Here is a 25,536-nt window from a genome sequence, read left to right on the forward strand (position 1 = left end):
CTTACACCAGGGCCACCTACACCGGGATGACGCCCACGAGTCCGCCGACGACCAGCATCGCGACGGACACCACGGCCGCGCGCCACAGCACCTTCCTGTGATGATCACCCAGGCCCACCCCGGCCAGCGCCACCAACAGCAGGATCGCCGGGACCAGCGGGCTCTGCATGTGCACGGTCTGACCGGTGATGGACGCCCTGGCCATCTCCGCGGGCTCGATGCCGTACTGCGACGCGGTCTCCGACAGCACCGGCAGCACCCCGAAGTAGAACGCGTCGTTGCTCATCAGGAAAGTCAGCGGGATGGACAGCAAGCCGGTGACCACGGCCAGGTGTGGCCCCATCGACGACGGCAGGATGTGGGTGAGCCATCCGGCGATCGCCTCGACCATGCCGGTCCCCGCGAACACCCCGGTCAACACGGCCGCGGCCAACACCATCGCGACCACCGAGACGATGCTCGACGCGTGTCGGGTGATCGCCGCCTGCTGTTCGGAGACCTTGGGGAAGTTGATGACCAGGGCCAGCCCCGCGAAGATCATGAACAGCACCGGGATGGCGAGGATGTCAGCGCCCAGCAGCCCCAGCAGGACGACGGTGAGGGCGGCGTTGACCCAGAACAACCGCGGTCGGGCGTCGGGCCGGTCGGCGTCGGATCCGTCACCGCCGCCGGTGATCGCGGTCGTCTCCGGTCCGTCACCGCCGGTGGTCGTGACCGTGTCGCCGCCGGCACCGACCAGCACCCGCTCGCGGATCACGATCCGGCCGATGCGGCGGCGCTCCATCACCCCGAGGTGATAGGCGAAGAGCAGCACGATGATCAGGCCGACGGCCAGTGACGGCAGCATCGGGACGAAGACGTCGGACGGGGAGATCTTCAGCGCGGACGCGGCACGGGCGGTCGGACCGCCCCACGGGACGATGTTCATGGTGCCGTTGGCCAGACCCGCGACCACGGTGAGCACCACCGGACTGACCCCGAGTTTGAGGTACAGCGGCAGCAGGGCCGAGGTGACGATGATGAACGTGGTGGATCCGTCACCGTCCAGCGAGACCACCATGGCCAGCACCGCGGTACCCACCACGAGGCGGGCCGGGTCGTCGCGCACCAGCCGGACCACCGCCCGCACCACCGGGTCGAACAGTCCGACGTCGATCATGATCCCGAAGAAGATGATCGCGAAGAACAGCATCGCAGCGGTCGGCGCGAGGTCCTTGATGCCGTCGGTGATCATGTCGCTGATGCCCAGGCCGGCACCTGCGAACAACCCGAACGCGACGGGCACCAGGATCAGGGCCACCACCGGGGTGGCTCGCTTGGTGATGATGAGGAACATGAACGTGGCCACCATCAGGAGGCCGAGGGCTACGAGCATGACGAACGCCGATCTCTTCGGGTTGAACCAGGTGATCTGGACTACCCGATGAGTGTGTGAGTAACGCGCATCACAATCACGCTTGTGCGCCTAAGGCGCGTTTTGCGCTTTGTGCGCGCGTACCGCGCCCCCTCAACCGAGATGGTGCATGACCGCTCGATACACGGCATGCCATTCAGCGGCTCCCCCACCGACGTAGTCCCCACCTCGATTGAGAAGAACGGTGTGGGCCAATCGGACTCCGGTGAGACCGGCGTCGGGACCGACAGTGATGTACTGCCCTTGGAAGCCGTTGGCCTGGAAGCCGTCCGGCGTGGCTCCGTTCCACCACTGATACCCGTATCCGCCCGCACTGACCGCGTCGCCGACCGTTGTCCCGTTCCCGAAATCATCGCCCACCGCACCGCGGGACGGGACCAGCGCGGTGGCCTCGCGCACATAGGCCGCCGAGACCACCTGGCGACCATTCGCGGCCCGTCCGTCGTTCCCCATCAGTTCACCGAACCTGGCGAAATCCCGCGGCCGTGCGAACAACTCCTCGGACGCGATCGCCGCGCCCGTCCGATCGGTCATGATGTCGGCAGGAGCCTCCATACCCGACGGCTTCCACAGTTGCTCCGACAACACGTCGTTGAACGGCTTGCCGTACAGCTTCTCCAGCATCCAGGCGAGGACCTGGGGGTTGCCGCTGTTGTAGTTGAATGTGGTGCCCTGCGGCGTAACTCGTGGCAGTGAACTGAGGTACTCGTCACGAGTCCTGCCCAACGCTCCACGCGAGTAGTAGTCCAGCGCCAGATCTATCCACTCGGTTATCTGATTGTTGTCGGCCACCGAAGAGGTGTGTTCATCCCACTCGATACCCGATCTCATCTCCAAGATGTTCCTGATGGCGGTCCCCCGCCAGGCGGTTCCACGCAGTTCGGGCACGTACCGGTCGATGGGATCGTCCAGAGACCGGATGCGACCCTGATCACGCGCGATCCCGACGAGCGTCGAGACGAAGGATTTGGTCATGGACCACGCCTGATGCGCGACGGTGGGTGAGTACCCGTTCTCGTAGTACTCGGCGATGACCGTTCCGTTGTGGACGAAGACGATCGCATCGGTGCCCGAGTCCTTCAGGTAGTCACCGACGGTCTTCGACCGGCCGTCCCAGGAGTAGGCGATCTTCTCGAGCGGAACCGAGACATCGTGCAGCGCCGCCGGATCACCGGAAGCGATGGGGGCGTGCGGCAGGACCAGATCCGGCTTCACCGGATCTATCGGAGTCGGGAGGAGGATCCGGTTGTTCTCGGTGGCCTCCTTCACGAAGGTGGACCAGAACTCCGGGGTCATGAGTGTCCTCGACGCTCCCGACAGCACAGACGGCAGCGGCGGGACACCGAGAACTCTGCCGCCCTGAACGGCCGCGAGAAGACCACGCGCATCCGTCACCGCGGTGGGGGATGCGTTTGGCCCGAACGCATTCGACGGCGCTGCCCGTGCGACGCTCATCGGTGTCGCGAGAGCCAGGACAGCGAGTAGGGAGATCGCGCCTCGACGCACGTGCCGTCGGCGCCGGCCCGCCGGTTCAGGAGTGACCGCGGCCGTCGAGCGCACTCCGTCGTCGATGTTCATGTGTGGTCCCATCTCTCGGATGTTCGGCCTGGCACCGACCGGGTGGGGGCGACCTTCGGTGGGTAAATATTATTACGAACGTCCGGATTAATTCCATCGCAGTTCTCGCCCGCATGAGGACCGGGCTGCTCTCGGCGCCCACGCCAAGGTGCCGTGGGCTAAGCGACGCTACTGCGCGTGAAACTGTTCACGTGGTGTCGGATCACCTCGCGTTGGCGAGCAACCGTCATCTCCTCGGGAAAGAGAACTGCCTGAACGGAGATCCCGTCGATCAGGGCGACGGTCTCGACGGCCAGTGCCGTCGAGTCGACACCCGGTTGTGCGAACCCGAGGTCGACGACCTCCTCGATCAGCTCCTGCCACCCGAGGACCGTCGATGCATAGCTCGCCTGTCGCGCCGCGCGAAGGGTGGAGTCGTGCAGCGCCAATCCGAAGAAGCTCACGTCGATCTGGGCCTCCAGCAACCGGAGTCTGTCCAGCGGAAGTGCCTCTTCGAGTGCCCGGCACAGCAGGTCGACCGGGTCCCGCGTCGTCGATCTGAGAGTCTCTATCCGATTCGCGACCTGCTCGAACGCCGCCCTGTGCGCCGCGACCAGGATGTCCGCCTTGTTGGCGAAGTAGTGCGCGAGAACGCCCGTGGACACTCCCGCCTCGCGCGCGATCGCGCGGACCGTCACTCCCTCCAGGCCGACCTGGTCCACGACACGCATCGTCGCGGCCACGATCAGTCCACGTCGCTCCTCGTGATCCACGATCTTGGGCACATCACTCCTCATACGCGAGCCGACGGGTAGGACACAGCACCCCGAGACGACTTCACCGGAACTTTACATCGCGGAATTATATCGGACGCGTGTATTAAATACCTTCTCCTCATCGGTTTCGGAACTCCTGAGAGGTACCCCCATGACGACGACCAGCTCGAGCTCAGCCACGACTCTCGGGTCCGGAGTCCACGACCGCGCCCTGCGTGCGCGGGCGCACCGTGTCATACCCGGCGGGATGTACGGACACCTCGCGGTGGAGAAGACACAGCTCCCGACCAACTTCCCGCAGTTCTACGAGACCGCCGTCGGAGCGCACGTCCGCGACGTCGACGGCAACGAGTACATCGACTTGATGTGTTCATGGGGACCGGTACTCCTCGGATATGCGCATCCCGCAGTCGAGGAGGCGGTCCGACGACAGATGAGCCTGGGCGACATCAACAACGGGCCCTCCGCTCGCCTCGTCGAACTCGCCGAACTGCTGGTGGACACTGTCGCGCACGCCGACTGGGCCATCTTCGGGAAGAACGGCACCGATGCGACCACCGCATGCTGCACCATCGCACGGGCCGCGACGGGTCGGACCAAGATCCTGAAGGCCACCACGGCGTACCACGGATCCAACCCGACCTTCACCCCCATCCCAGCCGGGGTGACCGACGCAGATCGAGTGAACATCGTCGAGTTCGCCTTCAACGATCTGGCCTCGCTCGAAGCCGCGGCCGCCGAAAACGACGGTGACGTGGCGGCGGTGATCGTCACCCCGTTCTTCCATGACGGCTTCGGAGATCTCGCCTCCGTGGACCCGGCATTCGCAGCAGGCGTGCGGGCCCTGTGTGATCGCATCGGCGCCGTGCTGATACTCGACGAGGTCCGTGCCGGATTCCGCCTGGACGTTCGGGGGTCGTGGGAGCGGATCGGGGTTCGCCCCGATCTGTCCGCATTCAGCAAGGCACTCGGGAACGGTTATCCCATCTCCGCGATCACCGGCACCGACCAACTGCGCGACGCCGCCGACAGTGTCTATCTCACCGGATCCTTCTGGCTCCAGTCGGTTCCGATGGCTGCGGCCATCGCCACCGTTCACGAGCTGGTGAACACCGGCGGCGTCGAACACATGAACTCACTGGGACAGCGTCTGGTCACAGGACTCAGAGCGGTGGCGGAGGATCACGAGGTTCCACTCATCGTCTCGGGTGAGGTGACGATGCCGAAGATTCGTTTCGTCGACGACCCAGACCTACGTCTGGCCAACGTCTTCTGTTCGACCGCTCTGGATTTCGGTGTGTTCTTGCATCCTTGGCACAACTGGTTCGTCAGTGCAGCGCACACCGAGGGCACCATCGACGCGGCACTGACCGCCGCGGCCGCCGGCGCGAGCGCGGTCCGGCAGTCGCTCTGAGCGCGGCCACGAACGACCTTCCACCACTTTTCCACATCTCGACACGGAGACAGCATGTCCAGTTCAGCAGATTCAGCCAGCACAACGATTCGCGCCGATGGTGACGGGACACCAACGGCAGGCGCCACCTTACGCACCCGCCACCTGCTGTTGATGATCGTCGCCGCAGCGGCACCACTCGGGGTCGCGATCGGCAATCTGCCGATCGGGATCGTCCTCGGAAACGGGATAGGTCTTCCCGCGGCTTTCCTCGCCGCTGCGATCATCATCGCCTGTCTGGCAACCGGATTCATCCGCCTGGCACGACAGGTCCGAGCCGAGGGCGGCTTCGCCGACCTCGTCCGCGCCGGACTCGGCGAGGGCGCCGGGTTGGGGGTCGCGTACGTGACGGGCATCGCATACTGGACCGGTTCACTCGCGCTCGCGGCATCGACCGGATACTTCGGCAACCTCATCGCACATTCGCACGGCATCGACATCCCCTGGTGGGTCTACTCGTTCGTCGCCTACGGGATCATTCTCACCCTGGGTCGCCGCGCCGCGGACCTGTCGGCCCGACTGCTGCTGGCGCTGATGGTCGCCGAGGTCGCAGTCGTCGTCGCCCTGGATCTGGCGATCATCGTCAATCACGGTGCGAGCGCGTTCCCGGTGGACGTGTTCGCCCTCTCCCATGCGTTGTCCGGCAACCTGGGACCCGCAGTGCTGATCGGGTTCACGAGCTTCATCGGAGTAGAATCGGCCGTGCTGTACACCCGCGAGACCCGCGACCCCGGTCGATCGGTCCCGCGTGCGACCTACGGTGCGGTGGTCGCCATCGGTGCGCTGTACGTCCTGACCGCCTGGTTGATCATCGGCTCACTCGGGACCTCGACCGCGGTCGCCAAAGCCGGTGAGCTCCAGGGCGATCTCGTCTTCACCGTGGCAGGCAACGAGCTCGGCTCGACGTTCACCATTGTGGTCCAGATCTTCTTCGTCACGTCACTGATGGCCTGTTTCATCGCGTTGCACAACGCGAGTTCGCGCTATACCCATACACTCGCCGACCGCGGCGCACTGCCGAGGACACTCGCCACGCTGCATCCGACGTTTCGTTCGCCCGCCCGCGCGTCCACGGCCCTCGCGGGCATCGGACTTCTCCTGTTCATCGCTTTCGCCGCGACGGGTGCGGATCCCTACATCGGGCTCGCCACGTCGCTGACGGGTCTGTTCACGTTGGGGATAGTGGCCGCTCAAGCTCTTGTCGCCATCTCCGTCGTGGTCTACTTCATCCGGAACGGCGCGCGATTCGCGTGGTCGACCGTCACCGCGCCGCTGTTGGGAGGTGTCGGCGCTCTCCTCGCCTGCGCGGCCATCGTGGCGAACTATTCGGTGCTCGTCGGGTCGAATTCGCTGGGGGCGCGTCTGGTTCCCCTGATCCTGTTGGTCGCACTGGTGGCCGGCTTCGCCGTCCACGCAGTTCGGCACCGCGCCCCCGCTCGTCGCGGGCAGGCACCGCAGGAAGTCGTCGAAGCCGCCTGAGACGCCGGGCGCCTCGGCCGGCAGGCGACGTCACCCCGCCGAGATCTGATCGACGTCTCCGTTCAGCGTTGCAGGTGCATGACCCCCGCACGGTCCAACCAGTATGCGACCGCATGGTCGGTGACGGTGCCGCCCCGGGTGACCCGCACCACGAGCCGGTCGTGCAACCGCACCTCCCCCATCGGTGACGCCATCTCACGCGCCGTGGCGAACAGCACCGCGATGGCGGAGTCGCGCCAGATGGTCGGGTTCCCGAGCTCCATCACGACGACGTCGAGTTCCTCACCTGCGGTACCGATGTCGAGCACGGTGCCCAGGTCGCGGGCATCGTCTGCAGCGAGCGGCGACGTGGTGAGAACCACGTCGCCGGGTGTCAGGATCTGCAGGTACTGCGCGGCATCGACGGCGAGCGCCGAGGACGGGGTGGACCCGTCCACGGCACGTACCCGCGCGGGTGCGTCCACCCGGTCCAGGTCAAGCGCGCCCGACCGGTAGGCGGCGACCAGCGCGGAATGTGCGGCGGTGACCACCCCGGGCGCGATGGCGCGTGCGGGATCGGCGAGGTGGTCGAGCAGGAGTACCGCCTGATCGTCGTCGACCACCGTGATGGTGGCCAGCGCGGCCCCCAGCTCGTCGGCGCGGGGATGGTCGAGGGTGTCGTAGAGGCCCGCGGTCGCGGCGTCGCCGGGCGCGCGCAGCGCCCACAACGGGGTGTCGTCGATGCGGGCGTGGGTGCGTAACCACCACGCGGTGTAGCCGTCCCGGTCGCGGAGTTGGTCGGCGACCGCCGGGTCGTCGGCCAGCAGGGTGAGTGCTTCGGGCCACGCCGAGTCGTCGACGAGGTCGAGGTCGCGGACCGCGGCGAGGCGGGTGGGCGGTTCGTCGGACCGGTCCCACCACCGGTCCTCGTCGGGCAGGTCGTGGTCGGGTCCGGTCGGCAGGTCGTCGGTGACGACGACGAAACCCCAGCCCACCCCCAGTCTGCGCACCACCTCGGGGTGGTCGGTGTCGGCGAGGATGCCGAACGGTGCGTCGGGGGCCAACACTGCCGCCAGCGGGCTGTCGGGCAGCAGTAGCTCGTCGGCCGGACGCAGCTCACCGTCGGTGCTGCGCAGCAGGATCGCACCCAGCCAGTCCGGGACCGCGACGTCCGGCTCGGCCGCGATGAGGGCGATCACGGCGTCGGTGACCTTCGCGAGGTCGTCCGGGTCCGCGTCGTCCGGATCCTGGTCGAGCCACGACCGCAGCGCCGGATCGGCCAGGACTTCCGCCGTCGGGATCCGACGCGCCCCTAGTCGTTCGAGCAACGGATGAGCGGCGTCGGGGTGCACGGTGGGGATCCAGGGAATCGCGGTGGTCGCCCGGTCGGGCCCGATGGCCAGCCCGCGCGCTCCGACGTGCAGCCGGCCGTCGGCCCGCGGCACCGGCAGCGCCCCGAGTTCGGCGGCCGCACGGTCGTCGACCACCGACGGGCTGAGCGCCTCGTAGAGGTCATGCCACCAACCGGGCGGTCGCTGCACCCCGGTCAGCCGCTCGGCCAGCTCGGCGAGCCCGATCTCGGTGACCCCCACCGACCGCAGGCGGGGTAGGCCGCCGCGACCCGACAGGGCGGGGTGGACCAGCCCGCCCAGCAGGTCCGCGAGGTGGTCGGCCAGGACCACCGGGAGGTCCGCGAATACCACGGCCCGCGACGGCACCAGGTCGGCGCCATCCGCACCCGGCAGCCACGTATGTCGCGACAGGTCGTCGAGGATGGCCGCCCGCAATGTCTCGTCGACGGAGTTGCGGGCGAAACCCGGTGCGGGCACCAGTGCGACGCGCTGGTCGGCGGCGACGGCCAGCGGCAACCGGTGGTAACCGTCGGCCAGCGACGCGATGTCGGCGTCCGGGTGCAACGACCGCCGGTCCGCCGTGATCGCGATGTCAGCGAAAACTTTTGCAGGAATGGTGAGTTCGACGTCGGTACGAGTGGGAGCGCAGAGCACGGTCTCCCGCAGCGGGCGCACCCGCTCGGCGCTGCCGTGGATCAGCCAGCGTGCGTGAGTGGTCGACACCGGCAACCATCCGCCGGAGCGCTCGAACACGTTGCCGGTCACGGTGATCCGGTCCAGCGCCTCGAGCTCCAACAACAGTTCGGGGGCCTCGTCGGCGCAGCGGTCGAGGAGGTGGTCGAGGTCGATGCCCGCGCGCGGGGTGATGACGATCTCGGTGTCGAAGCCCTCGGCCGGCGCCTCGTTTACCGGCCACGGCAGCCGCAGCAGCGGCACCGGCCCGGGCAGGCCGACCGTGCCGACAGCGTCGGCGGTACGGGCGAGGTCGAACGCCACCCCGCCCCGGACCGAGCGGATGGTGACGGCATCGGCGATCACGGCGACAGCATGGAAACCGACGCCGAACCGACCCACCAAGCCGGGCTCGGACTTGTCGGAGACGCGGGTCGCAGCCAGCGCGCGCACCCCCGCGGCGGTCAGCGGCGCACCGCGGTTGGCCACGTGCAGACGACCATCGGTGGTCCACACCGACATCGCGCCGCGAACACCCGCGCGGACCGCGGCGTCGGCGGCGTTCGCTGCCAGTTCGGTGAACAGTCGGTCGCGATAACCGACCCCGGTCAGATCGGACTCGGTGGCGACGTCCTCGGCCAACCGCGTCGGCGACGCACGCCAGGCGCCGAGGACGGACGCGCGCAGCGTCTCGGTGTCGAACGGGTCGAGGTCAGGCGGACTTGTCGTCACCGACGATTTCCACCGCGCCGTCGTCGTAGGCGGGGTACGCGGGCGACCCCTCCCCGGCGGGCTGGGTGGCGTCGGAGTGCGCCCCGCAGCCGTAGCCCGCGGCGACCACCCGGCCGTCCTCGGCCATCGCGTTGGCGCACACCCCGAACGCGGCGCGCAGCGCGCCGGTCACCGGGATGTAGAAACCACAGGTCGAACAGCAGAACTTGGTGGCGCGGGCCATGTCCGACTCGGGTCCGCGGTCGGCGGACCAGCGTGCGGCGGCGAGGTCGCGACCGAAGGGTGACAGCAGCCGTGTGCGGCCGAGCCCCAGCTCCATCGACACCTCGCCGATCTGCGGGTCGTCGACCGGCGTGCGATCGACGTTGTCGATCTGGTTGGGCACCAATCGCGGATCGTCCTCGGGCGCGGCGAGCACATCACCGGGGTTGAGGTCACCCGGCTGTAGCCGCTGGTTCCACGGCACCCACTCGGGGGCGGTCAGCGCCCCCGCACCGGGCAGCAGCGCCACCTCGCTGACGGTCACCTCGTCGCCGCCGGGCGATCCGGCGACCACCGCACACCACTGCCATCCCCGGTATCCGGGTACGTCGGCCTCGAAGTAGTGCGTGACCGCGCAGTCACCCGCGGCCTCGGCGGCGAGGTGTGCGCCCACGGCACCGTCCTCGGTCGACTCGATGGCCGCGCGCGCCAGATCCACGGCGGCGAGCAGCCGGTCGTCGGGGTTCCCGACCCCGTCTGTCGTCGCGACGTCCAGTGCAGCGTTCACGGTGTCCAGTGTGCCGTATCCCGCTCCGAACCCCGCGTTGCGGGTTGGTGACGTCCTGGCGATGAGGAACAATTGATTCGATGAGAAGCAGCCGGGATCCACGTGACCACCCGGGTGCGGCCAACTACCCCGCGGGGACGCCGCGCTCCGGCGGCGCACATCCGCGCACCGGCCACGACGGAACGCGCAACGGCAACCCCTATCGGCAACCGCCCACGCACAACCCGCACCTGCCGCCGCTCGACGAGACCACGCCGCCCGACGATCCGTCGCACGGTCCCGGCGGCACCCGGGCCATACCGCGCAAGGTCACCGTCACCCGGGTGGCGGCGATGCGCGGACGCGAGCTCACCTTCCGCGGCTGGGGCAAACTGCGCAGCGCCGCCACCGCGGACGGCGCCGACCGTTCCGGACTCGAGGCGCTCACCTACCCGACGATCGTCAACTACGCGGTCGACGCGGCGATGACCGTCGCGCTGGCGAACACGCTGTTCTTCGCCGCCGCGAACGCCGAGTCCAAGGGCAAGGTCGCGCTCTACCTGCTGCTGACCATCGCGCCGTTCGCGTTGGTCGCCCCGTTGATCGGGCCGATGCTGGACAAGCTGCAGCGCGGTCGGCGGATCGCGATGGCCACCACCTTCGGACTCCGGGTGCTGCTGGCGCTGCTGATCATGGCCAACTGCGCCTGGGATGCGACCAGCCATCAGGTGACCTACGACCCGTGGGTGTTGTACCCCTGCGCGTTGGGCCTGTTGGTCCTGTCCAAGTCGTTCGGGGTGCTCAAGTCCGCGGTGACGCCGCGGGTGTTGCCGCCGTCGATCGACCTGGTCCGGGTGAACTCCCGGCTCACCACCTTCGGCCTGGTCGGCGGCACGGTGCTGGGCGGCGCGATCGCGGCCGCGTTCGAGATGATGTTGGGCAAGTGGTTGCCGTTGCACCTGCCCGGCGCGATGGTCTGGTTGGCCGTCATCGCGCTGGTCGGGGCGGTGTTGTGTATGCGGATCCCGTCCTGGGTGGAGGTCACCGCGGGTGAGGTCCCCACCACGCTGACCTACCACGGCGAACCCGCCCGGCCGGGAACCGAGACGCGACAGGAGACCCGGGAACACAAGCGCGCATTCACCCCGGCCGCCCTGGCCGCCACCATCCGCCAGCCGCTGGGACGACTCGTGGTGACCGGGCTCTGGGGCAACGGCACCATCCGCATCCTCACCGGTTTCCTCACCCTGTTCATCGCGTTCTATGCCAAGTCGAACCAGGGTTCGCACAGCGGGTGGATGCAGCTGGCCATGTTGGGCGGCGTCGGCGCGGCCGCAGGCATCGGCAATTTCGTCGGCAACGCCGCGGGCACCCGCCTGGAACTGAGGAACCCATCGTTGATAGTTGTCGCCAGCACCGGCGCCTGTCTGGCCGTCGCGGTGCTGGCCGCGGTGTTCGGCAACATCCTGTTCGCCGTGTTGGCCGCGCTGGTCGCCTCCGGGACCAGCGCCATCGGCAAGGTCTGCCTCGACTCGTCCATCCAGCACGACCTGCCCGAGGAGTCCCGTGCGTCGGCGTTCGGGCGGTCGGAGACGGTGTTGCAGCTCAGCTGGGTGTTCGGCGCCGCGCTGGGTGTGCTGCTCCCGCCGACCCTGTGGATCGGGTTCACGGTGGTCGCCGTCCTGCTCGCCGCCGGGCTGGCGCAGACGGTGATGAGCTTCCGCGGGTCCTCTCTCATCCCCGGGTTCGGCGGCAAGCGACCGGTGCAGGCCATGCCGACGGGATCCTTCCCCCGACCCGATGGCTATCGTTGACCCGTGGTTGCGGTGTCATCGGGCGAGAAGAAGGCACTCGCCATCATCCTGGTTGTCGCAGTCGTGTTCGTCGCCGTGGTCGGCGGTCTGGTGTTCGCACTGACCAGCGGCCACGACGACCCCGATGAGCCCTACCTGCAGGTGACCTCGGGGTCGCATTTCGCCAGGGTGCGTCCGTCGGTGTGGTGCGACGTCAAGCTCGAGAAGTGCGATCCGCCCGCAGGCACCCAGGCCCGCCGTCCCGCCGCGTTCCCGGTGCAGCCCGGCGACACCCTGATGCTGTCGGTGTCCGCCGACATCGCCTCCGGACCGTGGTTTCTGGTCACGCAGTACGCCACCCCGCGGGGAGTGCAGGAACCCGGTATCGCGGTCAAGCTGTCCAAGACCACCTACACGGAGGTGCTGCGCTCCACTGCCGACCGCACGCTGGTGTCGGTGGAGGTGCAGGTGCCGTCCGCGGTGGCCGTCGGTGACCAGACCAACGTGCGCGGATACCTCTCGTTGGACACCACCCCGTACGACCGGAAGAAGTGACGCGGTCGCGGTCGACCACGACCGCTGCGGCTCAGTGGCTGTCGAGCTCGCGGGACACGGCGCGGACGACCTCGGAGATGCGCTGGGAGGTCTTGCGGTCCGGATAGCGGCCGTTGCGCAGATCGGGCTGGACCTTCGCCTCGAGCAGCGTGATCAGGTCGGCGATCATGCCGTGCAACTCGTCCGGGGTGTGTCGCTTGGCCGATTTGCGCTCCGCCTCACGGGTGTTCTTGGTCACGCTCGGGGCCGGCTCGAGCACCGTCACCGACAGCGCCTGTGGACCGCGACGGCCCGCGGCCATCCCGAACTCCACCTTCTGGCCCGGTTTCAGTGATTCGACGCCGCCGGACAATGCAGAAGACCGCACGTAGACGTCCTCCCCACCCTCCTGGGACAGGAAGCCGAAGCCCTTCTCCGCGTCGTACCACTTCACCTTGCCGGTCGGCACCGTGCTCACCTTCATCCGTCGTCACACATGAGTACTGATTGCAAAAGAAAGCGCCCCGTCGACGACCACAGGTGTCCTCGCGAGACGCGTCCCCTACTCATGGTAGCCGCCTGAACTACCGTGGTCATATGCGTACCCACCCGGGAGACTGGCTGTTGCGGACCGCGGTCGCGCTGTTCGCGGTCGGTGTGCTGGCCATCGCGGCGTTGTTCGTCACGCCTGCGGTCGACCACGGCACCACCCTGCCCACGTTCGTCTATCTGCTCACCATGTGCGCGCCCCTCGGCTTCGTCGCGGGGCTCGTCTTCGCTCTACGCTCAGGGAGGCGTCGACCGTGATCACGATGTACCCCGTCAGTGACGATGCAGCGCTGCGTCGCGCGTTCAGCTGCTTCCCGTCCGGCGTCGTCGCGGTCTGCGCGGGTGACGAGACCGAACTGGTCGGGATGGCGGCGAGCTCGTTCGCGACCGTCTCCCTCGATCCGCCGCTGGTGTCGTTGTGTGTGCAGAACACCTCCACCACCTGGCCACGCCTCCGGACCGCCCCGAGTATCGGGGTGAGTGTCTTCGCGGGCGGTCAGGATCAGTTGTGCAAGCAGCTGGCCGGTCCGGCCGAGCGCCGTTTCGACGGCATCGAGCCCCAGTTCGGTGAGAACGGTGACGTCTTCATCCCGGATGCCGCGGCCAAGCTGTCGTGCTCGATCTACAACGAGATCCCGGCAGGCGACCACATCCTGGTGCTGCTCAAGATCGACGCCCTCGACGCCGACGTCGGTGTGGAACCGCTGGTGTTCCACGCCAGCACCTTCCGTGCCCTGGAGGCGCGTATTCGATGACCGCCACGGACCTCGGACTGCCCCTGCCGACCCGACCACACGAACCCGCGCCGGGGATGCCGACGGAGGGGCCGATGGTCGACACCCATGGCCGCGCCGTGCACGACCTGCGGGTGTCGGTCACCGACCGGTGCAATCTGCGGTGCCGGTACTGCATGCCCGCCGAGGGACTGGACTGGTTGTCGCGGGACTCCACGCTCCGCGCCGACGAGATCGTCCGGTTGGTCCGGGTGGGCGTGCAGCGGTTGGGCATCCGCGCGGTTCGCTTCACCGGCGGTGAACCACTGCTGCGTCGCGACCTTCCGGAGATCATCGCCGAGGTCGCCGCGTTGACCCCGCGACCGGAGATCTCCGTCACCAGCAACGGTCTGGCGCTGGGCCGCAAGGCCGGGATCCTGGCCGCCGTCGGCCTGAACCGGGTGAACGTCTCGCTGGACACCATGGACCGTGATCGATTCGCCCACATCACCCGCCGCGACCGCCTGGACGACGTGCTCGCAGGCCTGCGAGCCGCGGCCGACGCCGGGTTGACCCCGGTCAAGGTGAACGCGGTGCTGAGTCCGGACGGCGGCCTCGACGACGCGTCGGCGTTGCTCGCTTTCTGTCTGACCCACGGATATCAACTGCGCATCATCGAGCAGATGCCGCTGGACGCCGAGCACGGCTGGTCGCGGTCGGCCATGGTGTCTGCCGACGACGTCCTCGCCCGCCTGTCCACCGATTTCACCCTGATCCCCGACGAGGTACCACGGGGCGCCGCTCCTGCCGAGACATGGCGGGTGCCGGGGTTCACCGACGCCGCGGACGAGCCCGCCAAGGTCGGCATCATCGCCTCGGTCACCCGACCGTTCTGCGGCGACTGTGATCGCACCCGGCTCACCGCCGACGGTCAGGTGCGCAACTGCCTGTTCGCGGAGGACGAGACAGATCTGCGTGACCTGCTGCGAGCCGGTGCGAACGATGACGAACTGGCGCTGCGGTGGCGCCGGTCCACCTGGCTCAAGCTGCCCGGCCACGCCATCAACGACCCCGACTTCCTGCAACCGCGTCGGCCGATGTCGGCCATCGGAGGCTGACCGCTCGGTGCAGACCATCCACATCCGCTATTTCGCCGCCGCCGCGGCCGCGGCCGGTACCGACACCGCTGTCGTGGACCTCCCCGACGACATCACCTTCGCCGGGCTGGAAGTGACGCTCGGTCATGCGAACCCGGAACTGGCCCGGGTATTGCCGCAGTGCTCGTTCCTGCGCGACGAGGTCGCGGTTCGGAGCCGGGCCGAGACGGTGGCGCCGTGCCTCGAACTCGACGTGTTGCCACCGTTTGCCGGCGGCTGAGACCGCTCCCCGGCGTGTCGGCCGTCCGGATGGCTGTGACTTCTATCACATCACAATGCAATAACAAGCAGGACACGGACTGACCCTCATGCCCGTGATCTGCGGTGACGCTTCGGACACACCGTCCAGGCCTCCGGTCGGCTCGAATCGACCGATCGACATGTTGTGACTTCATCGTTGTTTTCTCGTAGCGTCTGTCTCGGCCGCCACGGCGGTCACCACAGACAACATCCACAAAGCTGATCACCGCGCCCAACCTCGCTCCGTGATCAGTGGGCAGACACGAGCAATTCAGGAGCGAGGACGGGGGACCCACCATCTCCCAGGAGACCGGATCTCGCACAGAGATCCTCGGGGTGTAGCCCTGCACCGCAGGGCCGAGCAGCCTCTCGCTCGAACCCGACAGCTGACTTCGTAGGCGCGTGGAGAGAGGGAACACATCTATGTCCGGACGTCACCGCAAACCGACTGCCACCGGCCGCACCGTCGCCAAGCTCGCTCTGACCTCCGCCGTCGTCGGCGGCGGCGCCACCCTGGCCTTCGGTGCCGGCAGCGCCAACGCCGCCACCGATTCCGAGTGGGACACCGTCGCGCAGTGCGAGTCGGGCGGCAACTGGGGCATCGACACCGGTAACGGCTTCCAGGGTGGACTGCAGTTCACCCCGAGCACCTGGGCCGCATACGGCGGCACCCAGTACGCACCGTCGGCCGACAGCGCCACCAAGCAGCAGCAGATCGCCGTTGCCGAGAAGGTGCTCGCCGGACAGGGTGCAGGCGCATGGCCGGTCTGCGGTACCGGACTCAGCGGGCCGACCCCGCGTTCCGCGGCTCCGACCGACACCCCGGCGGCCCCCGCCCCCGCAGCCCCGCAGCAGCAGGCCCCGACCCAGGAGAGCGGCTCCGGCCTGGCCAAGGCTCCCGAAGCCAAGACCAGCGACGACGCCAAGAAGCAGTTCGACGCGGCGGTTCAGGCCTCCAAGCTCGACCCGGCCATCAAGAAGCTGTGGGAGCAGGCCAACGCCAGCGGCTTCCAGCTCACCCCGGATCAGGTCAAGCTGTTCAACCAGAACAAGGGCCTCATCCCGCTTCCCTGAGCGGATCTGAATACCCGCGCCCCGCGCGGACACAGACGAAGGACCCCACACGAGGATCACTCCCGTGTGGGGTCCTTTTCCAATGCCGGCGCAGATTTCGGCCCGCTCGGCGGGCGTGCCGGTTCTACCCCGTCGAGTGTGCCCTTATCAGCGTCGAGCGGGCGTTTATCCCCGTCGAGTGGGCCGTTGTTCCGGTCGAGTGGGCCGAGAGTCGGGGCGGGTGGCGGTTCCGCTCAGGCGGTACCGACCCATTCGTCGGTGCCGTCGGCGAAGAACTGGTGTTTCCAAACCGGGAGTGCGGCCTTCACCTCGTCCACCACCCGTGCGCAGGTCGCAAAACCCGCGGCTCGGTGATCGGCCGCCACCGACACCGCGAACGCCACGTCGCCGACGACCAGGTCTCCCACCCGATGGGCCACCGCGATGGCGCGCACGCCGTCCACCTGCGCGGCGATTCCGGCGACCAGGTCGGCGACCACCTCGCCCGCGGTGGGATGCGCGCGATAGTGCAGCGCGATCACGCCGCGGTCACCGTCGTGGTCGCGGACGGCCCCGGTGAAACTCACCACCGCACCGGCGTGACCCTCGGCGGCCGCGACGACACCCGCCTCCAGATCGGCGGCGCCGATCGGTTGCGAGGTCACCTCCGCCCGCACCACCGTCGCGCTCAATGGTCACCGCCGGCCATCTGGTCGAGCGCGTGGTCCACGACCGGCGCGAGGACGGCGAGACCATCACGTACGCCACCCGTCGACCCCGGCAGATTCACCACCAGCGCGGAACCCGCGATCCCGGCCACACCCCGCGACAGGATCGCGGTGGGTACGGCATCACCACCGGATGCGCGGACGGCATCGGCGAGACCGGGGATCTCGGTGTCGAGAACGGTCCGTGTCTGTTCCGGCGTCCGATCGGTCGGCGCCAACCCGGTACCGCCCGTCGTGAGGATCAGGTGCGCGCCGGAGTCGACGGCCGCCCGCAGAGCGTCGCCCACGGGATCACCGTCGGGCACCACGGTCGGTGCACCGACGTCGAAGCCGTGGTCGGCGAGCCACTCGACGATCACCGGGCCCGTCCGGTCGGGATAGACCCCGCCCGACGCCCTCGTGGATGCCACGATCACCGCGGCGCGACGACTCATCGCCCCTCCGTGCGAGTCCAGTGCCCGCGACGACCCCCGGTCTTCTCCAACAACCGGATGCCGTCGTTGTGGGCATGCGGATCGAGCGCCTTGACCATGTCGTGCAGGGTCAAACCGGCAACGGCGACGCTGGTCAGCGCCTCCATCTCCACCCCGGTGCGGTCGGTGGTCGACACCGTCGCGGTCACCTCGACCGCGCCCGGCCGTACCTCGAAGCGGACGTCGACCGCCGAGAGCGCGAGTTGGTGGCACAGCGGGATGAGCGACGACGTCTGCTTGGCGGCCATGATCGCGGCGACACGCGCGGTCGCGAGCACGTCACCCTTGGGTAGCCGACCGGCGGTGAGCAGGTCGGTCACCTCGGTGGTGGTGTGGAACGTGCTGCCGGCGACGGCCGTTCGACGGGTCGTCGACTTGTCACCGACGTCCACCATGTGCGCCGAGCCGTCGGCGCCGACGTGGGTCAATCCGCCGGTCGGGTCCTCCGGCTCCTGGGTCACCGGGTCAGCGGTTGACTTCGGTCACCGGGTGCACGTAGGGCAGGTGATCGGCGGGCAGCGGGAACTCGATATCACCGAACGGCGACAACGCGCCGGACACCGACGCCGCGAACTCCGACACCGCGTGCTCGTGCTCACCGTCGTCCGACGTGGGCCAGCCATTGTCGATGTACCGCTTCTTCTCAGCCACGTCCGACATTCTGCCACGCGGCACCCGTCGCGGGCGTCACTAGTATGGACCGGATGAGCCCCGACGATCGGCACCCCAGCCTGGCCGACGATCTCGCCGCTCGCACCGACGAACAGCTCGTCGACATGCTCGCCGCCCGACCCGATCTGGCCAGCCCACCACCCGCGGGGGTGACAGTGCTGGCCCGCCGCGCACAGGCGTCGGGTTCCATCGGTCTGGTCGGCGAGAGTCTGGACCTGCTCGCGGTCGCGGTACTGGAACAGTTCCTCGCCGCGGCCGGGCCGTTGTCCCGGGAAGCGGTGATCGCCGCCCTCGACGGTCGGGCCGACAAGGACGACATCGTCGAGCGGATGGACCTGCTGACCGACCGTGCGCTGCTGTGGCACTCCGGTGAGCAGCTCGAGGCGGTCGCGAATGCGGGCAGCGCGTTGCCCTGGCGCGGCATGCACACCGCCGGGCCACTCGCCGAGCGCACCGTCGCCGAGGTGTCGGCCCAGATCGAGGCCCTACCCGAACACCAGCACGACCTGTTGTCGACCCTGGCCACCGGTTCACCGCTCGGTCGCACTCGCGATGCCGCGCGCGACGCCCCCGCCGACCGTCCGGTGCAGCAGTTGCTGGCCGCGGGTCTGCTCGGCCGCGTCGACGACCAGACCGTCGAGTTGCCGCCGGTCGTCGGCGCCCTGCTGCGGGGTCGTACCCCACCCGAGCCAGGTGACCTGCGACGTCCCGAGCTGACGCCGGGTAGCGCCAAGGGTCGGTTCAGCATGTCCGAGGTGGACGCCGCCGGCGGGGGTGAGGCCCTCGAGGTGCTGCGGCACGTGACCACGATCATCGACGCGCTGGGCGCCGCTCCGGCCTCCGTGCTGCGCGCGGGCGGGCTCGGCGTCCGCGAGTTGCGGCGACTGGCCAAGACCACCGAGATCGACGTCGACCGCCTCGGTTTCCTCGTCGAGTTGTCGGCCGCCGAGAAGGTCGTCGCACAGGGGTTGCCCGACCCCCCGCCGAGCCGCCGGTTCGACGAACCGGTCTGGGCGCCGACCACCCTGGCCGACGTCTGGCAGCATCAGGCCGCCGAACGCCGCTGGCTCGCGCTGGCCACCGCATGGCTCGACCTCCCCCGTCGCCCGTGGCAGGTGGGTTCGGCCGGTGCCGACGGTTCGGCGTTGCCGGTGCTCTCCGGTGAGTTGCACGACGTGTCGGCGGCCATCGAACGGCGGTTCGTGTTGCAGGCCATGGCCGAGAGCCGTCCCGGAGTGCCGGTGGACGTCGATCGGTTGGCGGCACTGCTCGACTGGCGACACCCGCGCTGGGCCCGGCGTCTCACCCCCACCCTGCTGGCATCCACGCTGGCCGAGGCCACCTCGCTGGGGCTCGTCGCCCACAGCGCGCTCACCTCGGTGGGACGCCTCCTGGTCACTCGCGGCGGTCAGGACCGGGACAAGGAGGACTGGGAGAAGACGGTGACCGCGGCGATGCACAAGGCCCTGCCCGAACCGATCGACCACTTCCTGACCCAGGCCGACCTGACCATCACCGCGCCCGGCCCGTTGAACGCCGAGCTCGAGGCCGAGGTCGCGCTGGTCGCCGACCTGGAATCCGGTGGCGCGGCATCGGTGTACCGGGTCAGCGAGACATCGATCCGGCGGGCGCTGGACGCCGGACGGTCCAGCAGCGAACTGCTGACCCTGTTCACCACCCACTCACGCACCCCCGTCCCGCAGTCGTTCCGCTATCTGGTCGAAGACGTCGCCCGACGACACGGTCAGCTGCGGGTGGGGATGGCCGGGGCGTTCATCCGCTGTGAGGACGCGGCCACCCTGGCCGGCGTGTTGTCGTCGCCCGCGGCGGCCACCCTGGCTTTGCGTGAACTCGCGCCCACCGTGGCGGTGTCGCCCGCGTCACTACGGGAGGTCCTCGACGAGTTGCGCTCCGCCGGCTTCGCGCCCGCGGGTGAGGATTCCACGGGAGCCGTGGTCGACCTGCGCGAACAGGGCAGCCGAGTGCCGGTGTCGACGGGTGCCCGACGCACCCCGCTGCGCCGTCCCGGTCCCGCGGTCCCCGATCGCGACCAGTTGCAGGTCGTCGTCGCACGCATTCGTTCGCAGGACGCGGCCGACAAGGTGACGGTCACCTCCCCCGGCGGGCCGGCGCGGGCTCGCGGCGGCGGCGAGTCGGCCACCGCGCTGCTGCAGTTGGCGCTCCGCGCTGCCCGACGGGTTCGCGTGGGTTACGTCGACGCCCACGGTTCGGCCAGCCGCAGTGTGGTGCGCCCGCGCACGCTGGGCGCCGGGCAACTCGTCGCGGTGGACGAGACCACCGACGACGAACAGCGGTTCTCGCTGCACCGGATCACCTCGGTGGAGTTGCTGGACAGCTGATCGCACGGGTTGCGTGAAGTGTGGACAATGGTCGAGTGACCGATGGACCGCTGATCGTGCAATCCGACAAGACCCTGCTGCTCGAGGTCGACCATCCGCAGGCCGCCGAGGCGCGAGCCGCCATCGCGCCCTTCGCCGAGTTGGAGCGCGCCCCCGAACACATCCACACCTACCGGGTGACCCCGTTGGCGCTGTGGAACGCCCGTGCCGCGGGCCACGACGCCGAGCAGGTGGTCGACGCGCTGGTGAACTTCAGCCGCTACGCGGTGCCCCAGCCGCTGTTGATGGACGTCGTCGACACCATGGGCCGCTTCGGCCGCTTGCAACTGGTCAAGAGCCCGGTGCACGGCCTCACCCTTGTCAGTCTCGACCGCGCGGTACTCGAGGAGATCCTGCGCAACAAGAAGGTGGCGCCGATGCTCGGCGCCCGCATCGACGACGACACCGTGGTGGTGCATCCGTCCGAACGCGGTCGTCTCAAACAGGTGCTGCTCAAGGTCGGCTGGCCGGCGGAGGACCTGGCGGGTTACGTCGACGGCGAGGCGCACCCCATCGCACTGGACGAGGGCGACTGGTCGCTGCGCGACTACCAGCAGATGGCCGCGGACTCGTTCTGGGACGGCGGCTCGGGTGTGGTGGTGCTGCCCTGCGGCGCCGGCAAGACGATGGTCGGTGCCGCCGCGATGGCCAAGGCCGGCGCCACCACCCTGATCCTGGTGACCAACACCGTCGCGGGCAGGCAGTGGAAGCGAGAACTGATCGCGCGGACCACCCTCACCGAGGAGGAGATCGGCGAGTACTCCGGTGAGCGCAAGGAGATCCGCCCGGTCACCATCGCGACGTATCAGGTGATGACGCGTCGTTCCAAGGGCGAATACCGCAATCTGGAGCTGTTCGACTCCCGGGACTGGGGGTTGATCATCTACGACGAGGTGCACCTGCTGCCCGCGCCGGTGTTCCGGATGACCGCCGATCTGCAGTCGCGACGACGGCTGGGATTGACCGCCACCCTGGTACGCGAGGACGGCCGCGAGGGCGACGTGTTCAGCCTGATCGGACCGAAACGGTACGACGCCCCGTGGAAGGACATCGAATCGCAGGGGTGGATCGCCCCGGCGGAGTGCATCGAGGTCCGGGTGACCCTGACCGACGAGGAACGGTTGCAGTACGCGGTGGCCGAGCCGGAGGAGAAGTACAAGCTCTGCTCCACCGCGCACACCAAGGTCAACGTGGTGAAGTCCATCCTGGCGCGGCACGCGGATTCGCAGACGCTGGTGATCGGCGCCTACATCGACCAACTCGAGGAGCTCGGCGCGGCTCTCGATGCCCCGATCATCCAGGGGTCGACGAAGAACAAGGAACGCGAGCTGCTGTTCGACCGGTTCCGCAAAGGCGAGATCCAGACGCTGGTGGTCAGCAAGGTCGCCAACTTCTCGATCGACCTACCCGAGGCATCAGTCGCGGTGCAGGTGTCCGGAACGTTCGGATCGCGGCAGGAGGAAGCCCAGCGGCTGGGGCGGTTGCTACGACCCAAGAGCGACGGCGGACAGGCACACTTCTACTCGGTGGTCGCTCGCGACACCCTCGACGCCGATTACGCGGCCCATCGGCAGCGCTTTCTCGCCGAACAGGGATACGCCTACCGGATCACCGATGCCGACGATCTGCTGGGACCCCCAATCGGCTGAGTACTCGCGACTCGGTCACTGCGTCTGCAGGCAATAGCCGACCGGTCTAGGCAGGCTGTACGGCAGCGGCGTCTCACCGTCACCACAGGTGGGGGGTGTCGTCTCCTGCCGCGAGACCACCTTGACGACGGTGGTGTCGGTTTTCGGGGTGTCCGCGCAGTCCGCGGCGGTGTAATCGGTGAGTTCGTCGCTCGTGGTGGGGATCTGATAGCAGAGGCCCTGTGTCATGTTCGGGACCACACACATGCCGGAACCATGGAGGAGGTCGGTCACGCGGTCGTACCCCGGGCAGGTGTCGGTGCCACTCACCTTGGATGCGACAGTGAAACTGAACACCTTTGCACCGCACGACGTCTTGCGCACCTCCAACGGCGAGGAGGACAGACCGTCAGCTCGGCTGAGGTTCACACAGTCCTCGACGTTCAGCTCACCGAGATCGTCGACCTTCTTGTCGAAGCAGTACGACACAGCGGTGGGGCGGTCGTAGCTGACCCCGTCGACGCAGTCGGCTGTCGAGTCGGTCGGCGTTCGAGTGAACACCTCGACCTGACGGGTGTTCGGTGCCAACGCGTCGCCACAGTGGATCTCGCGGAAGTCGACGAGTCGCGTATTCGAGTCACCGGGCACCTGATAGCAGCGCCCCTGCCGAAAGTTCGGCACCACGCAGAGTTTGGCGTCACTACCCTGCGCGGTGATCCGGTTGTACTGCTCGCCCGGGCAAGGGTCGTTCTTGCCCACCTTCTCGGCGATCGTGAACGAGAAATCTCCCTGACAGTCGACCTTGGTCACGTCGGCGTTGCTGTTGTCCCCCTTGACGGACACGCAGTCGTTGGCTTGGACCTTGTCGATGGTGGGCCGCGACACCTGCAGGACCAGCACCACCGCGGTTGCCACACCGGCGATAACCAACAGGGCCACCACCGGCAACGCCCAGAGCCACCATCGACGCTTGCGTTTCGGCGGCGGGCCGAAGGGAGACGGTTGGCCGAAGGACTGCCCGCCGTATGGAGGCTGGCCGAAGGGAGGCTGACCATACGGTTGCTGGCCGTACGGCGGTTGGCCCGGTGGTGGCTGCACATAGGACGGTTGCCCGGGTCCCGGCGGCGGGCCTGGCTGTGGATAGGAGCCCTGTTGTGGCGGTGGCCCCTGGTGCGGAGGCCACCCGTGGGGCGGCGGCCCGTGACCCGGCGGCGGCCCGTATTGCGGTGGCGGCTCGTGGGGACCAGACCCGGGGCCGGGCCACCTGGGGTCTTCGGGATTCGTCATCTCGAATCTTTCGGTACGGGATCAGTTCAGGTGACCGTACTGTCCGCGCGACGGCCGCGCCCAGCGTTCGGGCCGCATGAGTACGCTGACCGCATGACGCTCGTGACCAGGCTCAAGCCGTTCACCTCGACGATCTTTGCCGAGATGTCACAGTTGGCAACCGAACAGGGGGCCATCAACCTGGGGCAGGGATTCCCCGACACCGATGGTCCCGAGGCGATGTTGGCGGCGGCGCAGAAGGCCATTGCCTCGGGCGACAACCAGTACCCGCCGGGTCCCGGGATCCCCGAATTACGCGCCGCGGTCGCGCGCCAGCAGGCCCGCGACTACCACCTGGACTACGACCCACAGACCGAGGTGCTGATCACGGTGGGTGCCACCGAGGCGATCTCCGCCGCCGTCGTCGGCCTGGTGGAGCCGGGACGGGAGGTGGTGATGATCGAACCGTTCTACGACGCCTACGCCGCGGCGGTGGCCATCGCAGGAGGGGTCCGCAGAACGGTCCCGTTACGTCGTGAGGGAGACGGTTTCGTCCTGGACCGCGATGCTCTGCAGCAGGCCGTCACCGACCACACCGCGTTGATCATCGTGAACACCCCCCACAACCCCACCGGCACCGTATTGACCGACAACGACCTGTCCGCGATCGCCCGGGTCTGCGTCGACCACGACGTGCCCGCGCTGACCGACGAGGTGTACGAACACCTCGTCTTCGACGATCGGGTGCAGCGGCCGCTGGCCTCCTTGCCGGGTATGCGCGAACGGACACTACGTATCTCGAGCGCGGCGAAGACGTTCAATGTCACCGGCTGGAAGGTCGGGTGGATCAGCGGACCCCCGCAACTCGTCGCCGCGGTACGAGCCGCCAAACAGTATCTGACCTATGTGGGCAGTGGCCCGTTCCAACCCGCCGTCGCCTTGGCGTTGGACACCGAGGACGCATGGGTGCACCGATCACGCGCGGACCTGCAACGCAAGCGCGATCTGTTGACCACAGCATTACGCGAGGTGGGATTCGACGTGATCAGCAGCGAGGGAACGTACTTCGTATGCGCGGACGCGCGGCCACTCGGCTACGAGGACGGCACCGCATTCTGCCTGGACCTACCTCGAACGGTCGGCGTCGCGGCCGTCCCGGTGAGCGCCTTCGTCGACGACTCAGCACCCTGGAAGTCCATGGTGCGCTTCGCCTTCGCCAAGCGCGACGACGTGATCGCCGAAGCCGCGGAGCGCTTGCTGCACCTGCGCTGACCGACGTTCCCCACCTATCGACCGTGCCCTCATCCCCGTCGACCGTGCACTCATCCCTGTCGACCGTGCCCTCATCCCTGTCGAGTGGGCCCTTATCCCGGTCGACCGCGCCCTTATCAACGTCGATCGGGCCTCAATCCACGCCGGCCGGGCCGATGGCTGCGTGGATGTCGGCGACGAAGTCGGCTGGGTGATCGACGGATATCGCCAGTTCCCGCACCGGCATACCACGGATATGCGTCACCTCGTCCAACTCGAGAATCACCGACCCATCCCCGTAGCAGAGCCGACCGCGCGCGTCATGGTCAATCGCCATCCCGGATCTACCGATATTGCGGGTCCGTCTGCGGTCGACTCGCGATATGAGTTCGAGACCGATGGTGTGCTCTCCGAATATGCTGTCGGACAGCAGGATCGCGTCAGGTCCAACACGATGCGGAAGGGTCGTGAACGATGCGACAACGCCGAGAAGCCACACCACCGCATAGATGTGAACGGCCGCAACCAGCCACAACCACCATCGGTGGCCGAAGACGGCCAGCAGCACCGCTTCGGCGATGACTCCCTCGACCACCACGAGACCTGACATCGCCACGACGACCGGTCGAATGGACGCACCGTAGGTGAATTCCCGTGACCTGCCATCGCGCCGGGTGAAGCACCGCATCAAGGCGAGCCAGACCCGTGCTTCGCCGATTGCCAGAGCAACGACGTGATGAGGCAACACAGTGTGCAGCGCTTCCTCAGCCGCAATCCAGCGATTGTGGTCGCCCACGATGATGCCCGTACGGTACGCGCGAACCACTCTCAGAACAGTTCCGACCGCCGAGACCGCGATGAGGGATTCGATGACCACGAAAATGATCACCGCGGTATGTGTCTCGAGAAAGTCCGCGA

Annotated in this window: 24 protein-coding genes and 1 riboswitch; of the genes, 12 read left to right on the forward strand and 12 right to left on the reverse strand. The window is 68.2% G+C overall.

The features are described 5' to 3' along the window. Nucleotides 1-16 precede the first annotated feature (16 nt). From BW971_RS15510 to BW971_RS15520, 3 genes are all read right to left on the reverse strand, one after another. Nucleotides 17-1,375, reverse strand: a complete 1,359-nt coding sequence (locus BW971_RS15510; protein ID WP_076481318.1) for a CitMHS family transporter — start codon at nt 1,373-1,375, stop codon at nt 17-19. 132 nt (nt 1,376-1,507) lie between these two features. Further along, nucleotides 1,508-2,710 carry a serine hydrolase domain-containing protein gene (locus tag BW971_RS15515; protein ID WP_076481321.1) on the reverse strand — a complete coding sequence of 401 codons (1,203 nt, stop codon included), beginning with the start codon at nt 2,708-2,710 and terminating at the stop codon, nt 1,508-1,510. Nucleotides 2,711-3,150: 440 nt separating this feature from the next. Then, entirely contained in the window at nt 3,151-3,756 is a 606-nt protein-coding gene (locus tag BW971_RS15520; RefSeq protein WP_076481324.1) for a TetR/AcrR family transcriptional regulator, read from the reverse strand. A 142-nt stretch (nt 3,757-3,898) separates the two neighbouring features. Here BW971_RS15520 and BW971_RS15525 point away from each other — a divergent pair, with 142 nt between their 5' ends. Further along, nucleotides 3,899-5,161 (forward strand): aminotransferase class III-fold pyridoxal phosphate-dependent enzyme, encoded by a 1,263-nt coding sequence (locus tag BW971_RS15525; RefSeq protein WP_076481326.1) that lies wholly within the window; start codon nt 3,899-3,901, stop codon nt 5,159-5,161. A gap of 54 nt (nt 5,162-5,215) precedes the next feature. Then, nucleotides 5,216-6,679 carry an APC family permease gene (locus BW971_RS15530; RefSeq protein WP_076481329.1) on the forward strand — a complete coding sequence of 488 codons (1,464 nt, stop codon included), beginning with the start codon at nt 5,216-5,218 and terminating at the stop codon, nt 6,677-6,679. Nucleotides 6,680-6,741: 62 nt separating this feature from the next. Here the strand turns inward: BW971_RS15530 and BW971_RS15535 are convergent, their stop codons facing one another. Together BW971_RS15535 and BW971_RS15540 are read right to left on the reverse strand one after the other, a co-directional pair. After that, nucleotides 6,742-9,414: a sacsin N-terminal ATP-binding-like domain-containing protein gene (locus BW971_RS15535; protein ID WP_076481331.1), complete on the reverse strand. Its 2,673-nt coding sequence runs from the start codon at nt 9,412-9,414 to the stop codon at nt 6,742-6,744. Then, nucleotides 9,395-10,183 (reverse strand): DUF3027 domain-containing protein, encoded by a 789-nt coding sequence (locus BW971_RS15540; protein ID WP_234974428.1) that lies wholly within the window; start codon nt 10,181-10,183, stop codon nt 9,395-9,397. Before BW971_RS15540 ends, BW971_RS15535 begins: the two co-directional genes overlap by 20 nt. An 80-nt stretch (nt 10,184-10,263) precedes the next feature. On the opposite strand from BW971_RS15540, the gene BW971_RS15545 reads away from it, so the two are divergent. Together BW971_RS15545 and BW971_RS15550 are read left to right on the forward strand one after the other, a co-directional pair. Next, nucleotides 10,264-11,976: an MFS transporter gene (locus tag BW971_RS15545; protein WP_083710119.1), complete on the forward strand. Its 1,713-nt coding sequence runs from the start codon at nt 10,264-10,266 to the stop codon at nt 11,974-11,976. Nucleotides 11,977-11,979: 3 nt separating this feature from the next. Beyond that, nucleotides 11,980-12,510, forward strand: coding sequence for a DUF2771 family protein (locus tag BW971_RS15550; protein WP_083710122.1), 531 nt, complete (start codon nt 11,980-11,982; stop codon nt 12,508-12,510). Nucleotides 12,511-12,541: 31 nt separating this feature from the next. Here BW971_RS15550 and BW971_RS22165 read toward each other — a convergent pair whose 3' ends face one another. After that, nucleotides 12,542-12,958: a cold-shock protein gene (locus BW971_RS22165; RefSeq protein ID WP_076481691.1), complete on the reverse strand. Its 417-nt coding sequence runs from the start codon at nt 12,956-12,958 to the stop codon at nt 12,542-12,544. A 128-nt stretch (nt 12,959-13,086) separates the two neighbouring features. Between BW971_RS22165 and BW971_RS15560 the strand changes: the two genes are divergently transcribed. The 5 genes from BW971_RS15560 to BW971_RS15580 all read left to right on the forward strand — a co-directional run bounded on the left by BW971_RS15560 (nt 13,087) and on the right by BW971_RS15580 (nt 16,222). Beyond that, nucleotides 13,087-13,296 carry a hypothetical protein gene (locus tag BW971_RS15560; RefSeq protein WP_076481334.1) on the forward strand — a complete coding sequence of 70 codons (210 nt, stop codon included), beginning with the start codon at nt 13,087-13,089 and terminating at the stop codon, nt 13,294-13,296. Nucleotides 13,297-13,301: 5 nt separating this feature from the next. Next, nucleotides 13,302-13,793, forward strand: coding sequence for a flavin reductase family protein (locus BW971_RS15565; RefSeq protein ID WP_076481693.1), 492 nt, complete (start codon nt 13,302-13,304; stop codon nt 13,791-13,793). Further along, entirely contained in the window at nt 13,790-14,869 is a 1,080-nt protein-coding gene (gene moaA, locus BW971_RS15570) for a GTP 3',8-cyclase MoaA (RefSeq protein ID WP_076481336.1), read from the forward strand. The genes BW971_RS15565 and moaA overlap by 4 nt, the downstream gene beginning before the upstream one ends. A gap of 7 nt (nt 14,870-14,876) precedes the next feature. Beyond that, nucleotides 14,877-15,128: a MoaD/ThiS family protein gene (locus BW971_RS15575; protein WP_234974429.1), complete on the forward strand. Its 252-nt coding sequence runs from the start codon at nt 14,877-14,879 to the stop codon at nt 15,126-15,128. Between the two features lie 275 nt (nt 15,129-15,403). Continuing rightward, nucleotides 15,404-15,565, forward strand: a riboswitch (cyclic di-AMP (ydaO/yuaA leader). A 6-nt stretch (nt 15,566-15,571) separates the two neighbouring features. Further along, entirely contained in the window at nt 15,572-16,222 is a 651-nt protein-coding gene (locus BW971_RS15580; RefSeq protein WP_076481339.1) for a transglycosylase family protein, read from the forward strand. 233 nt (nt 16,223-16,455) lie between these two features. On the opposite strand, the gene BW971_RS15585 is transcribed toward BW971_RS15580, so the two are convergent. The 4 genes from BW971_RS15585 to BW971_RS15600 all read right to left on the reverse strand — a co-directional run bounded on the left by BW971_RS15585 (nt 16,456) and on the right by BW971_RS15600 (nt 18,062). Beyond that, a complete protein-coding gene (locus BW971_RS15585; protein ID WP_327201619.1) occupies nt 16,456-16,866 on the reverse strand; it encodes a molybdenum cofactor biosynthesis protein MoaE in 411 nt (136 codons plus the stop codon). Between the two features lie 23 nt (nt 16,867-16,889). Further along, complete coding sequence (locus BW971_RS15590; RefSeq protein WP_076481343.1) at nt 16,890-17,363, reverse strand: MogA/MoaB family molybdenum cofactor biosynthesis protein; 474 nt, start codon at nt 17,361-17,363, stop codon at nt 16,890-16,892. After that, nucleotides 17,360-17,797 (reverse strand): cyclic pyranopterin monophosphate synthase MoaC, encoded by a 438-nt coding sequence (moaC, locus tag BW971_RS15595; protein ID WP_143690419.1) that lies wholly within the window; start codon nt 17,795-17,797, stop codon nt 17,360-17,362. The genes BW971_RS15590 and moaC overlap by 4 nt, the downstream gene beginning before the upstream one ends. 70 nt (nt 17,798-17,867) lie before the next feature. Next, a complete protein-coding gene (locus BW971_RS15600; protein ID WP_076481348.1) occupies nt 17,868-18,062 on the reverse strand; it encodes a hypothetical protein in 195 nt (64 codons plus the stop codon). A gap of 44 nt (nt 18,063-18,106) precedes the next feature. Here BW971_RS15600 and BW971_RS15605 point away from each other — a divergent pair, with 44 nt between their 5' ends. Both BW971_RS15605 and BW971_RS15610 read left to right on the forward strand, forming a co-directional pair. Continuing rightward, nucleotides 18,107-20,434, forward strand: a complete 2,328-nt coding sequence (locus BW971_RS15605) for a helicase-associated domain-containing protein (RefSeq protein WP_076481699.1) — start codon at nt 18,107-18,109, stop codon at nt 20,432-20,434. A 35-nt stretch (nt 20,435-20,469) separates the two neighbouring features. Beyond that, on the forward strand, nt 20,470-22,122 hold the full coding sequence (locus BW971_RS15610) for a DNA repair helicase XPB (protein ID WP_076481352.1): 1,653 nt from the start codon (nt 20,470-20,472) through the stop codon (nt 22,120-22,122). A 15-nt stretch (nt 22,123-22,137) separates the two neighbouring features. Here the strand turns inward: BW971_RS15610 and BW971_RS15615 are convergent, their stop codons facing one another. After that, complete coding sequence (locus BW971_RS15615) at nt 22,138-23,040, reverse strand: LppU/SCO3897 family protein (RefSeq protein ID WP_143690413.1); 903 nt, start codon at nt 23,038-23,040, stop codon at nt 22,138-22,140. 441 nt (nt 23,041-23,481) lie between these two features. On the opposite strand from BW971_RS15615, the gene BW971_RS15620 reads away from it, so the two are divergent. Next, nucleotides 23,482-24,639, forward strand: a complete 1,158-nt coding sequence (locus tag BW971_RS15620) for a pyridoxal phosphate-dependent aminotransferase (RefSeq protein ID WP_076481701.1) — start codon at nt 23,482-23,484, stop codon at nt 24,637-24,639. 133 nt (nt 24,640-24,772) lie between these two features. Here the strand turns inward: BW971_RS15620 and BW971_RS15625 are convergent, their stop codons facing one another. Then, a complete protein-coding gene (locus BW971_RS15625; RefSeq protein ID WP_143690414.1) occupies nt 24,773-25,507 on the reverse strand; it encodes a hypothetical protein in 735 nt (244 codons plus the stop codon). Nucleotides 25,508-25,536 lie beyond the last annotated feature (29 nt).

The sequence above is a fragment of the Williamsia sterculiae genome, assembly GCF_900156495.1.
Classification (GTDB): domain Bacteria; phylum Actinomycetota; class Actinomycetes; order Mycobacteriales; family Mycobacteriaceae; genus Williamsia_B; species Williamsia_B sterculiae.